The organism is Photobacterium sp. DNB23_23_1 (genome assembly GCF_052873815.1).
Window position 1 is genome coordinate 1 of sequence record NZ_JBNNXT010000069.1, and the last position, 12,827, is coordinate 12,827.

Genomic DNA, 12,827 nt, shown 5'->3' on the forward strand with positions numbered 1-12,827 from the left:
TGAGGCTATCCATAGCGATGTGACTGTCTGAAAGAGTAACCTCAATTAGATCATATTTTTACTTAGATTGGTATAAGGCGTCCTCGACTGGCCGTCCGCTACGAAAGATTTGGTTTTTTACGCTTGAGTATTTTTGTTCGCCCTGAGGTCGAATGAGCCCCGCTGGAAACAGAGGGGCTTTTTAGCGTTTATAGGTTAGAGATTAGACTCACTCGAGCTTATGGCTCGAGTCCCGTTGGTGCGCCAGCCCGACCGCTCCGCCACTTCTTCAAAAGCCTCAGGAGAAATGCTGAGGCTTTTTTGTGTGAGTAAACAATGTTCGGCCTACGGGCAAATAGCCCAAGATTCGGCGTCCTCGGAATTTCTTGTATATATGTTTACGTCGTTATTGGTAGTTATAAAAGTGCCGCAACCAATGCTCGGCAATGGCTGTTTCGTCAGCCTCGCTTAATGGTTGGATCCCCGGTTTGAAGTCTTCTGGTTGGCAAAGCAGTTGTAATCCGGCAAGCATGTGCGCCGCTTCGAATAAATACAGAGTAGGATCTCCCATCCCTGTTTTGAACGGGGTATTGGCTGATTCACCGCCAGCAAGAAGGTAGAGGCGATGGCCTTGCCGCGTCTGATATTCACGGACTAATTTATTCCCGCCTACTTCAATTAGCGCACCATTGGCGATCAGGCTTGGCAGATTGAGTTCATCATCGGCCGAGGTCACGGTGGCGATAAAACTGTTGTCATTGATAGAATCAAGGAGGTGCTCAGGGATCGCACCATTACCTGTACAGCAGTAAATCAAATTACATTCGTGGACCAATCGTTCTATTGAGCTTACTTGTACACCGTTGCGGGGAAATTGAGTTAGCCTTCTTGGGTCGATATCTGCGACTAGAATGTTGCCAATAGCTTTCCCTTTAAGGTATTGGATCACTCCGCAACCTAGGTTACCGGCACCAATCACACCGACTTTTAGGAAACCATCATTATTGAGTTTCAATCCAAACTCTTCACGTAGGATCTGATCGGAATAATGGACAATGCACTCTGAAGCCTCGTAGTCAGCAGGGGCCTTGATACTGAGGTGGGAGACTGTGACCAGTGGGTGATTCAGGTTGCAGTTTAAGTACTTGTACAAGCCATTGGCGGTGAGTTCGGTGATACCGACGAGTTGTTCCTGAAATACTTTGCTAAGGTGCTCGATGGCATGAGAGAAGTAACCGCCGTGATCTAGGAGTAGAAACTTGCTGTCCGCATCGATGTATTGACGGATAAAGGTTTCAGCCGCGAGGGGATCTCTGAGGTGTTCCTTAGTTATTCCATGATTGGCTATAGTACAGCTAGGCAGTTTCTCGATCGTTGCCTTGATCTCGCGGTTACCACTGGTTGTCGCTCCCTTGGGAATAAAAATTAATTCATGGGCCAGCTCGGCAAGGACATTGATATAAGGCAGCGAACCTTCGTAGCAATGCATGACTGAAAAAATAATTAGGTTTTGAGGTGCTTTATAGCACTGTGAAATCTGCTTTAGGAAGTCGTAGCCTTTGGCGGCATAAAAATCAGAGTAGTACGAATGAGTTAAGATTGGTTGGGGCATTGTTATTATTCCATTGATAAATTAATTGCAGCCAAAAAGATTCAGTAGTGCATAGAGTAATGGCTCATTCTGTCGGCTTTGTTTACAGCACAGACCTAAATGCATCGGCTGTACTTTTTCTTTTTCTAGCCGTTTGACTTTATTGCCTACCGGGCTGTTCTCAATCACCACATCCGGAGCTATACCTACCCCACAGCCAAGGGCAACCATACTGACAATGGCTTCGTGACCACCGACTTGAGCATAAATATTAGGCTTTATCTTTTTGCTTTTTAGCCATCTATCGGCCTTATCTCTTGCGGTGCCCGACTCCGGTAAGATAAATGGCAGGCTGGCCCAGTTCGGTGGTTCTGCCAATGCTTTTTGCAGGCTCGGTGGTGGGAGAAGAGGGGCGATGATCGACATCGAAACATTGTCGAGTTCAATGTAGGTCATCTTTCCCGGTAAGGTATCAGGCTTGGCGGCAATGGCGATATCGGCTTCATCTTGCTGTACTTTATCGATCGCTTGGGCGGGATCGCCGGTAAGTAGCTGGATCTCAACCTGGGGATAGAGCTGACGGAAACGGTTTAGGATATCGGGCAGGTGGCTATAGCTGGCGGTGACGGAGCAAAATAGCTTGAGTTTACCTTGTAGTTTGTGGTGATGATCTGCAAGTTCAGCTTTGACCTCCAGCCAGTTAGCGACAATGAGTGCCGCCGTCGGCAAAAGGGTTTGCCCTGCAGAGGTTAGTTCGACACTTCGGTTATCACGAACAAACAGGGTTTGGCCTAAATCTTCTTCGAGACGCTGAATGATCCGGCTGAGGGCTGATGGGCTGATATGCATGGCCTGGGCGGTCTGGCTAAAATTCTTTGATTCGCACAGGTGAAGAAATAACTGCAAGGTTTTTATGTTCATCTTCCATGTTGCACTTTTTGCAATAACTTATTGTGAATATATCACTTTGCGCAACTTACTGCTTGATCTACTATCGGATTATTCGACAAGTACTGTCGACCCAAGGAATAGAATTCACGGAGTTTGCTGTTATGGCTAATTATTTCAATACCCTAAATCTTCGCCAGCAATTAGATCAACTAGGTCGTTGCCGATTCATGGATCGTAACGAGTTTGCCAACGAGGCTGATTACCTTAAAGGCAAGAAAGTCGTTATCGTCGGTTGTGGTGCCCAGGGCCTGAACCAAGGTCTGAACATGCGCGACTCTGGCCTTGATGTGGCTTACGCCCTACGCCAGGCTGCAATCGACGAGCAGCGCCAGTCTTACAAGAACGCGAAAGAAAACGGTTTTGAAGTAGGTAGCTACGAAACGTTGATCCCGAAAGCGGATCTGGTCGTAAACCTAACGCCGGACAAGCAACACACCAATGTGGTTGAGACAGTAATGCCGTTGATGAAGCAAGGCGCGGCACTGGGCTACTCTCACGGTTTCAACATTGTTGAAGAAGGTATGCAGATCCGCCCTGATATTACTGTTGTCATGGTTGCACCTAAGTGTCCGGGTACCGAGGTACGTGAAGAGTTCAAGCGTGGCTTTGGTGTTCCAACACTGATTGCGGTTCACCCAGAGAACGACCCTCAAGGTGATGGCCTAGAGATTGCCAAGGCATGGGCTGCTGCAACTGGCGGTCACCGTGCAGGTGTGTTGGAGTCCTCTTTCGTTGCTGAAGTAAAATCTGATCTGATGGGTGAGCAAACTATCCTGTGTGGCATGCTTCAGGCTGGTTCGATTGTTTGCTACGAGAAGATGATTGCTGATGGTGTGGATGCGAGCTATGCCGGTAAGTTGCTGCAGTACGGTTGGGAAACCATTACCGAAGCACTGAAATTCGGTGGCATCACTCATATGATGGATCGCTTGTCTAACCCTGCGAAAGTGAAAGCCTTTGAACTATCAGAAGAGCTGAAAGATCTAATGCGTCCGCTTTACAACAAGCATATGGACGACATTATTACTGGCCACTTCTCTAGCACCATGATGGCTGACTGGGCCAACGACGATGTGAACCTGTTGGGTTGGCGTGGTGAGACAGCAGAAACCGCATTTGAGAACTACCCAGATAGTGATATTGAGATCTCAGAACAAGAGTATTTCGATAACGGCATCTTGATGGTGGCAATGGTACGTGCTGGTGTTGAACTGGCGTTCGAAGCAATGACGGCTTCCGGCATTATCGAGGAGTCGGCTTACTATGAATCACTGCACGAGTTGCCACTGATTGCTAACACTATTGCCCGTAAGCGCTTATACGAGATGAACGTGGTTATCTCTGATACGGCTGAATACGGTAACTACCTGTTTGCCAATGTTGCGACACCGCTACTGCGTGAGAAGTTCATGCCGTCGGTAGGCACGGACGTGATAGGCAAGGGTTTAGGTGAGACTTCTAATCAGGTTGATAACGCAACGCTAATTACGGTGAATGACACTATTCGCAACCACCCGGTTGAATACATCGGTGAAGAACTGCGTGGTTACATGACAGATATGAAGCGCATTGCTGTAGGCGGTTAATTTTCCCCAAAAGCTAAACATAAAAAAGCCCGGATGATTATCCGGGCTTTTTGTTAGTCATTTCGCAAGATTACTCTTGCTCGGCATCTGCCTTTGGTGCCATGCGGCCTTCTAGCTCATCAAGCTTCTGCTCAAGTGCAGTTAGCTTCTGGCGGGTACGCAGCAGGACCTGGGTCTGTACATCAAACTCTTCACGGCTGACAACATCCAGTTTACCAAGCTGTGCTTGGATCACTTGGCGAACTTTCTGTTCTACATCGTTGCCTAGCTCTTTGACTGGCTGAGGCATGGAATCCTGGATCTGCTTGGCCACTTGCTCAAGTTTCTTTGGATCAAACATAGCTTAGTTAACTCCGTAACGGCATTTCATTTGTTGTCGTTATTTTATTCAAATATAACAGGATTGTCGTTGCTGTTGGTACAAAATAAAAGAGGCCGTTAAAACGGCCTCTTTGTTTGCTTGCTTCGATTAGCAATCGTGCGCTTCTTTCAAGGCATTGCGTGCTTCATCAGCACGCCTAAGCTTTTCCAAGTCTTTGTCCTCGACAAAGACCGGCAGCGGCTTATGAATGCTCGCAAGGTAAGAATAAATAACCGGCAGTACAAACAAGGTGAATACCGTACCGATAGCCAGACCGGCAACGATAACGATACCGATACTGAAGCGCTGGGCCGCACCGGCACCGGTGGCGTACAGTAGCGGGATCAGACCGGCAATCATTGCAGCCGTGGTCATCAGGATTGGACGCAGACGAATTTTCGCCGCTTCCATCACAGCTGCCGTACGGTCTTTCTTGTGGTGCAGCTGCTCTTCTTTGGCGACTTCACAAATCAAGATACCGTGCTTGGTGATAAGGCCAATCAGGGTGATCAGGCCGACCTGTGAGTAGATATTCATCGAGGCCGCACCCCACGCCAAGGCGATGAGGGCACCACAAATTGCCAGCGGTACCGATACCATGATCACTAACGGGTCGCGTAGCGATTCGAACTGGATAGCCAGAACCAGGAAGATGATCGCTAATGCCAAGGCAAAGGTAGTATACAGCGCATTACCTTCGGTCACGAACTGGCGGGCTTCACCCATGAAGTCATACTGGTAGCCTGCTGGAAGGGTACTGGCCGCTTCGTTCTGGAACCAGTTGATCGCATCACCCATCGCGACACCCGGAGCAGGGACAGCGCCGACTGTTGCTGAGTTCAGCTGGTTGAAGTGCGGCAGTGAGCGCGGTTCAGACACAACGTCAATCGTCACCAAGCTCCCCAGCGGAATTGCATTGCCGTCAGCAGCACGGACATAGTAGCCCTTAAGTGACTCAGGGTTGAGGCGGTACTTACGCTCTACCTGTGGGATCACCTCGTAAGAGCGACCGTTGAGGTCGATACGGTTGACATAACCATCGGCCATCATGGTACTCAGGGTGATACCAATATCCTGCATCGTCACGCCATAGGCGCCGGCCTTGTCCTTGTCGATCTTGATCTTCATCGTTGCCGAGTCGTAGTTCAGATCGAGATCCGAGTAGACGAACATTGGGTTACTTTTTACCTTACCCAAAATATCGCTACTGATCTGGAATAGGCTCTCGAAGCTGTTCGGTGTAGTGAGCACAAACTGGATTGGCAAGCCTGAGCCCGCACCGGGTAGCTCTGGCATCTGGAATGCCGTGACGGCCATTTCCGGCACGTCCTTCACCAAGTCCGTCACTCGCTTGACCACTTCAGCCTGGCTCGCTTCACGTTCGCTCCAAGGTACCATCGAGGCAATACCAAAGGCCTGGTTGGAGTTCGGTACCCCTGAGAAAACCTGAGCAAAGGCTACTTCTGGCTGTTCGACCAGCATACGGTTCACTTCGCCCATGGTGTTCTCGATATAATCGAGGTTGGCATTTGATGGTGCGGTGCCCATCATAACCAGTACGCCTTTATCTTCCGATGGTGCCAGTTCACTCGGGATGAACTTGAACAGCACTGGCATGACACCGAATACCAGCAGTGCGAACACAATAACAACCGGGCGCATTTTCATGATCCCGCCAAGCATTTTCTCGTAGCGGTTGGTCATGCGATCAAGGAAATGGTGTACCGTGGTTTCGAACTTGCTTGGCTTTTCATTGGCCTTCAGCATTTTCGAACACATCATCGGTGAAAGTGTCAGGGCGATGATCCCCGAGACGAATACCGCACCGGCCAGGGTTAGGGCAAATTCCTTGAACAGTGAACCGGTGATCCCGCCCATCATTGCGATCGGCGCATATACCGCACCCAGTGTCAGGGTCATAGCAATAACCGGCACGGCGATTTCACGGGTACCGATAATCGCTGCACGGAACGGCGATTCCCCTTCTTTGATATGGCGGTCGACGTTTTCCAGTACCACGATTGCATCATCAACCACGAGGCCGATAGCCAATACCATAGCCAGCAGAGTCATCAGGTTCCACGAGAAACCAAATGCCTGCATTACCATGGCAACGCCAATCAACGAGAGCGGAATGGTCACAATCGGGATAATAACCGCACGGAAAGAGCCGAGGAACAAGGTGATCACTACCAGTACGATCAATGCTGCTTCGGCAATGGTCTTGATAACCTCATTGATAGACTCGTTAATCGCAATGGTCGAGTCATACATGATGTTCATCGAGATGTTGCTCGGCATGTTGCGTTCAAGTTCCGGCAACAACTCATAGACATCGGCGGCAATGTTGATCGGGTTGGCACTTGGCGCAGCATTGATCGCTGCGACAACAGCCTCTTCACCGTTGGCAGAAGCACGATAGATATCATGACTCTTTTCCAGTGATACCTTGGCGATATCACCGAGGCGGATCACTTGACCTTCCTGGGTAGACACGACCAGTTTTTCCAGATCGTCGGTATTGCTCACCTGGGTATCGGCTGTACCGTTGTACAGCACGAATTCACCCGTCGCCTGACCTGTGGCGGACTGGTAGTTATTGGCGTTCAGAACGTTCATCACGTCTGTTGCTGTTAGGTTGTAGGCCGCCATTTTGGCAGGGTCCAACCACACGCGAAGGGCATATTTCATCCCGCCGTATAGGTCGACCTTGGAGACACCGTTTACCGTGAACAGTTGTGGGTTGATCACTCGCTCTAGGTAGTCGGTGATCTGGCTCGAAGCCAACTCATCACTGGTAAAGCCGATATACATTACCGCTGTTGTCGAGCCTGTCGACATGGTCACGGTTGGATCTTCGGCTTCTTTCGGTAACTGGGAACGGACCGAGTTGGTCTTGGCAAGAATATCTGCCAGAGCCGCATTCGGGTCAGTATTCAGCTTCATGGTGACCGTAATGGTCGATGAGCCGAGCACCGACGACGAGGTCATGAAGTCGATATTATCAGCCTGTGCGATGGCCTGCTCCAATGGCTGGGTAATAAAGCCTTGGATCAGATCGGCACTGGCACCGTAGTAGCTGGTCGTAACCGTCACGACGGTATTGGTCATGTCAGGGTATTCCCTGACCTGCATTTTGAATATTGCCTGCAGGCCAAGAAGGGCGATCAAAAAGCTGATCGATACCGCTAGCACAGGACGTTTAATAAAAACATCTGTAAAGCGCATGTCTCCTCCGGATCACAGCATTGGGGTTTCAGCTGGGGCTTCCAGCGAGTTGCTTTCTACCACACGAACTTTGGCATGGTTACTCAGGCGTACTTGACCGGAAGTCACTACGGTATCACCAGTTTTCACACCCTCAAGGATGTGGACACTGTTACCTTTGCGCTCACCGACTTTGACGACAGACTGGGTAACCCGAAGGATACCGTTTTCATCTTCACCGGCCAGATAGACATTATCGCCATACAGGGTATAGGTAATTGCGGTCTGTGGCAGGATGATTTGGTCTTCCAGCGTCGGCAGGATAATGTGGGCTCGGGCAAACATACCGCTACGAAGCTGCCCTTCATTGTTCGGGATATCAGCCTGGATCTGTACTAAACCGCTCTGGTAGTTCACCGCGGGCTCAATCGCACTGATCTCACCGTTAAACGGTGTTTTCGGGTAGGCATCAACAAAGATCTCAACGTCCTGACCCAGATGAATCTCTGAGATATCGGTCTGGGGTACCGTAAAGCGCAGTTTCATCAGAGAAGTATCTTCAAGGCGCACCACATCGTCACCTGGTTGGATATATTCACCGAGGAACACATTACGTAGACCAACGATACCGTCGAACGGTGCCTTGATAGTACGGCGCTCAATGGTCGCTTTCAGGCTTTCGATGTCGGCAGCCAGAGAGAAATACGACGCTTCGGCATCATCATAGGCTTCTTTGGATATCGAACCTTTTTTGAATAGGCCACGGTAGCGCTCATACTTCGCCTTGGCGGCTGGAAGGCGAGCCTGGGTACTTTTTAGGTTGGCAGCCTCGACATTGGAGTCTAGTGCTAGGAGCTGTTGCCCTGCTTTGACAGCGGCACCCGATTCAAAGTCGAGGGTTTTGATCACCCCTGCAACTTCGGTGGTAATGGTGACACCCTGATTGGGCTCGATAAAGCCGATTGCTTCGATGGCTGGAACCCAGTTGCCCGGCTCGGTGGTGGTCACTGTGACTGGAAACTCCGGCTCAGGCATATTGGCCATGTATTCGGCGATTTTTTGTTGCTTGAAGAGATTGAAACCAATCACGCTGCCAAATAGCAGCAATGCGATCAGTAGCATCACTATCCATTTTTTCATTGTTGGGTGTGCTCCGAAGTTAGCTAATGTTAATGCTGAATTATGGCGTCCCATGAGGCCTGGATGGCTGCTTCTAGTGCGTCATCATTGACCTTGTAAACGCCGTTTATATGTTTGCGAGCCAGGCAAATACTTGGCTCAAGGCTTAATGCGCTCAAGATTTCGTTATCGAGGGGTTTGAATAGGCCGGAAGCCTTTCCTTCCTCGAATAACGTACTCACCTTGGCGAACATTTTCTTTTCTAATAATTTTTGTTCATGGCTTTCACGCCGGGGCAGGTTCTCAAACTGGCCACGGTTGATCAGTGGGGCATCTTCTTGGGTGGCCATGTTCCAGATGTTTAACCACATAGTGCGAAACCTATGCTGCAACGGCATTTCATCTGACACGTTCTGGCTGATTTTGTTCGCGACATGAGCCAAAATGTGATCATGAAGCTGATGCAACAGATCATCTTTGTCCTCGAAGTAGCGATAAATCGTCCCAGCGGCCACCCCTGCCTCCTTGGCCACCATTTGCATCGAAACCCCGTGAAAACCATGTTCTGCCAGTAACGTTTCCGTTGCCTGGAGAATGCGTTTTTTCTTGTCACTCATAAAAGGCAGTTTGTAAATAAAGATGGTGAATGAATGTTCATTCACCATTCTATGGTGCCTGATTATATGTGCAAGCAGTTTTTTATGTCGTCAGGATGAGTAGGCTTAATCGGTAGGCGAATAGACAATGGCGGTGAACCCGCTACAATGCGCCTGCTGACCCGAAGATCAATACAGGATTAAGTCAATGAAACTGAACCCAAGGCAAAACGAAGCGGTAAAATACGTCGCTGGACCAAGTTTGGTCCTTGCTGGCGCAGGCTCGGGCAAAACCCGAGTGATCACCAATAAAATTGCCTACTTGGTTCAGCAATGTGACTACAAAGCCCGTAATATTGCGGCGTTGACCTTTACCAATAAGGCTGCCCGTGAAATGAAGGAGCGGGTAGGGCAGACGCTTGGCAAGCAGGAAGCCAAGGGGTTGATGGTTTCAACCTTCCATACCCTGGGGCTCAATATCATCCGTCGTGAGTACAAGGTACTGGGGCTTAAGGCCAGCTTTTCCTTATTTGATGACCAAGATCAGATGGCCTTGCTCAAGGAGTTGACCGAGCAACAGATTGATGGCGACAAGGATTTGCTCAAACAGCTACTGTCGACGATTTCCAACTGGAAAAATGACATGTTGTCGCCGGCACAAGCCAAGGCACATGCCTCAAGCGAGCGCGATCAGATGTTCGCCTATTGCTATGAGATGTATCAGCGGCAGATGAAGGCTTACAATGCCCTTGATTTCGATGACTTGATTTTGATGCCAGTGTTGCTGTTGCGTGATAACCAAGAGGTTCGCCAACGTTGGCAGAACAAGATCCGTTACCTGCTGGTGGATGAATATCAGGATACTAACACCAGCCAGTATATTTTCGTTAAGCTGCTGGTGGGTGAGCGTGCCCGCTTTACCGTGGTTGGCGATGATGACCAGTCTATCTATTCTTGGCGCGGTGCCCAGCCGGAAAACTTGGTGCAGCTGAGCAAAGACTTCCCTAGCCTGAGGGTTATCAAGCTGGAGCAGAATTACCGCTCGACCAGCCGTATTCTGCGTACTGCGAATATTCTGATTGCCAATAACCCGCACGTGTTTGAAAAAACGCTGTTCTCGGAAATCCCCGATGGCGAGATGCTCAAGGTGATCACCGCCAAGAACGAAGAGCACGAAGCGGAAAAAGTGGTGGGGGAACTGATTGCCCATCGCTTCTTGAATAATACCCAGTATAAGGACTATGCCATCCTTTACCGAGGCAATCACCAGTCCAGGTTGTTCGAGAAAGCCCTGATGCAAAACCGGATCCCCTATAAGATTTCCGGTGGTACCTCGTTTTTCTCACGGGCAGAGATCAAAGATATCATGGCGTATCTGCGCCTGCTGACCAACTTAGATGATGACAATGCCTTTTTGCGTATCGTTAACACCCCACGCCGTGAAATCGGCCCGGTGACGCTGGAGAAGCTTGGTACCTACGCTAACATGCGAGGCAAGAGTCTGTTTGCTGCTAGCTTCGAAATGGGGTTGGAACAGCACCTATCTGGCCGTGGTTTGGAATCCCTGCAGCGCTTCACCCGTTGGGTGGTTGAGTTATCCGATAATGCCGAGCGCGGTGATACCGTTGCAGCTGTGCGCCAGCTGGTGCGGGATATTAATTACGAAGATTGGTTATATGAGACATCGCCTAGCCCGAAAGCGGCCGAGATGCGAATGAAGAACGTCTCAGATCTGTATAGCTGGATCACCGCCGACCTTGAAGGAGACAACTACGATCAGGAAGTGAAGACCCTCAAGGAAGTGGTCCAGCGCCTGACCCTGCGCGATATGATGGAGCGGGGCGAAGATGACGATGATGCCGATCAGGTTCAGCTTATGACGTTACACGCCTCGAAAGGCCTGGAGTTTCCTTACGTGTACCTTGTGGGCAGCGAAGAGGGGATATTGCCGCACCAAACCAGCGTTGATGAAGATAATGTTGAGGAAGAGCGCCGTTTAGCCTACGTGGGGATCACCCGCGCCCAAAAGGAGCTGACCTTTACCTTGTGTAAGGAGCGCCGCCAGTTTGGCGAGCTGATTAAACCTGAGCCAAGTCGGTTCTTGTTTGAGTTGCCGCAAGATGATCTGGAGTGGGAGGCTGATAAAAAACCAATGACCCAGGAGCAGCGAATGCAAAAGGGCCAGGCCCACATAGCCAATATCCGGGCGATGTTCAAGAAATAGCGCTGTAATCAATGAGCAAGCACTTTTCAGGACGGGACACAATATAAAGAAAAAGCGAGGGCCGGTGGCACTCGCTTTATCCGTTGTAGGGGAGAGACGCTTGAATTACAGCCCTTCGATCATATGGTCAATGGCGGCAACAATTTCATCATCGCTACAATCCATACATGATCCCTTGGCTGGCATGGCATTGAAGCCGTTAATCGCGTGATCAGCCAGTACATCATTACCTTTGGCAAGGCGGGGACTCCAGTCCGTAGAATCACCAATCTTTGGTGCGCCCATGATTCCAGTCCCATGACATGCTGCGCAAAAGGTACCGTAGACGGTATCACCGCTACGAGGGCCGGCAGCCACAACAGGGCCCGAAGGGGCGTCGCCCTCAAGGTAAACGGAGCCTACCGGTTTGATACGTTCTGCGATAGCTTCATCTGACATATCGGCTGCCACAGCAGTGCCGGTAAATGCCAGGGCAGCAACAGCCGTTACCATAAGTTGTCGAAGAGAAAATTCCATTGAGCTCACCTTTACACTTCCAGATCATTATGTGCTATTGCCACAGTCTTATTTCGTGTTTGTTGTAGTCAAACTGTTGAGACAAGGCAGTGTTTATTTATAGGATGTTTAATTTGTAAAAACAACGTGAGTATATCGCCTATTTTCATCGTGATAAACTAGGGGGCTGCTTTTGTATGATGCGAATCAACAGTTATTTGCCTATATTTGCAGCGAACGAGAAAAAAACTAAAAAAAACACTTTACGAGGAGGGCCCCGATCCGTAATATTCACCTCCGCCGATAGGGCATGCGCCCGTAGCTCAGCTGGATAGAGCGTTGGCCTCCGGAGCCAAAGGTCGAAGGTTCGAATCCTTTCGGGCGCGCCATTCCGGACAGGATCGTATCGGCAAAAGTAACAATGGTGGCTATAGCTCAGTTGGTAGAGTCCCGGATTGTGATTCCGGTTGTCGCGGGTTCAAATCCCGTTAGCCACCCCATATTTAAAGGTATTGATTATAATATCAGTATCTAGAGGTGAAAACCTCAGCAGAATTAAGTCGGTGAATAGCGCAGCTTGGTAGCGCATCTGGTTTGGGACCAGAGGGTCGGGGGTTCGAATCCCTCTTCACCGACCACTTACAATGGTGGCTATAGCTCAGTTGGTAGAGTCCCGGATTGTGATTCCGGTTGTCGCGGGTTCAAATCCCGTTAGCCA

General features: G+C 49.8%; 9 protein-coding genes and 4 tRNA genes. 6 read left to right on the plus strand and 7 right to left on the minus strand.

The window, feature by feature from the left end; all coding sequences use genetic code 11:
* Positions 1 to 385 precede the first annotated feature (385 nt).
* On the minus strand, positions 386 to 1,591 hold the full coding sequence (locus ACVA53_RS24275) for an S-adenosyl-L-homocysteine hydrolase (protein WP_255041562.1): 1,206 nt from the start codon (positions 1,589 to 1,591) through the stop codon (positions 386 to 388).
* A 21-nt stretch (positions 1,592 to 1,612) separates the two neighbouring features.
* A complete protein-coding gene (gene ilvY / locus ACVA53_RS24280) occupies positions 1,613 to 2,491 on the minus strand; it encodes an HTH-type transcriptional activator IlvY (protein WP_446506553.1) in 879 nt (292 codons plus the stop codon).
* Positions 2,492 to 2,622: 131 nt separating this feature from the next.
* On the opposite strand from ilvY, the gene ilvC reads away from it, so the two are divergent.
* Positions 2,623 to 4,107 (plus strand): ketol-acid reductoisomerase, encoded by a 1,485-nt coding sequence (gene ilvC, locus ACVA53_RS24285; protein WP_446506554.1) that lies wholly within the window; start codon positions 2,623 to 2,625, stop codon positions 4,105 to 4,107.
* 70 nt (positions 4,108 to 4,177) lie between these two features.
* On the opposite strand, the gene ubiK is transcribed toward ilvC, so the two are convergent.
* The 4 genes from ubiK to ACVA53_RS24305 all read right to left on the minus strand — a co-directional run bounded on the left by ubiK (position 4,178) and on the right by ACVA53_RS24305 (position 9,459).
* Positions 4,178 to 4,447: a ubiquinone biosynthesis accessory factor UbiK gene (ubiK, locus tag ACVA53_RS24290; RefSeq protein ID WP_255041567.1), complete on the minus strand. Its 270-nt coding sequence runs from the start codon at positions 4,445 to 4,447 to the stop codon at positions 4,178 to 4,180.
* 129 nt (positions 4,448 to 4,576) lie between these two features.
* Positions 4,577 to 7,696: a multidrug efflux RND transporter permease subunit gene (locus ACVA53_RS24295; protein ID WP_446506555.1), complete on the minus strand. Its 3,120-nt coding sequence runs from the start codon at positions 7,694 to 7,696 to the stop codon at positions 4,577 to 4,579.
* A 12-nt stretch (positions 7,697 to 7,708) separates the two neighbouring features.
* A complete protein-coding gene (locus tag ACVA53_RS24300; RefSeq protein ID WP_446506556.1) occupies positions 7,709 to 8,815 on the minus strand; it encodes an efflux RND transporter periplasmic adaptor subunit in 1,107 nt (368 codons plus the stop codon).
* A 29-nt stretch (positions 8,816 to 8,844) separates the two neighbouring features.
* The gene (locus ACVA53_RS24305) at positions 8,845 to 9,459 is read right to left on the minus strand and encodes a TetR/AcrR family transcriptional regulator (protein WP_446506557.1); all 615 of its coding nucleotides are present in this window, start codon (positions 9,457 to 9,459) and stop codon (positions 8,845 to 8,847) included.
* Between the two features lie 139 nt (positions 9,460 to 9,598).
* On the opposite strand from ACVA53_RS24305, the gene rep reads away from it, so the two are divergent.
* On the plus strand, positions 9,599 to 11,614 hold the full coding sequence (rep, locus tag ACVA53_RS24310; RefSeq protein ID WP_255041572.1) for a DNA helicase Rep: 2,016 nt from the start codon (positions 9,599 to 9,601) through the stop codon (positions 11,612 to 11,614).
* Between the two features lie 105 nt (positions 11,615 to 11,719).
* On the opposite strand, the gene ACVA53_RS24315 is transcribed toward rep, so the two are convergent.
* Positions 11,720 to 12,130, minus strand: coding sequence for a c-type cytochrome (locus ACVA53_RS24315; protein ID WP_255041573.1), 411 nt, complete (start codon positions 12,128 to 12,130; stop codon positions 11,720 to 11,722).
* 291 nt (positions 12,131 to 12,421) lie between these two features.
* Here ACVA53_RS24315 and ACVA53_RS24320 point away from each other — a divergent pair.
* From ACVA53_RS24320 to ACVA53_RS24335, 4 genes are all read left to right on the plus strand, one after another.
* A tRNA-Arg gene (locus ACVA53_RS24320) sits at positions 12,422 to 12,498 on the plus strand.
* A 35-nt stretch (positions 12,499 to 12,533) separates the two neighbouring features.
* Positions 12,534 to 12,609, plus strand: a tRNA-His gene (locus tag ACVA53_RS24325).
* Between the two features lie 61 nt (positions 12,610 to 12,670).
* Positions 12,671 to 12,747: transfer RNA gene (locus ACVA53_RS24330), tRNA-Pro, on the plus strand.
* Between the two features lie 11 nt (positions 12,748 to 12,758).
* Positions 12,759 to 12,827: transfer RNA gene (locus ACVA53_RS24335), tRNA-His, on the plus strand.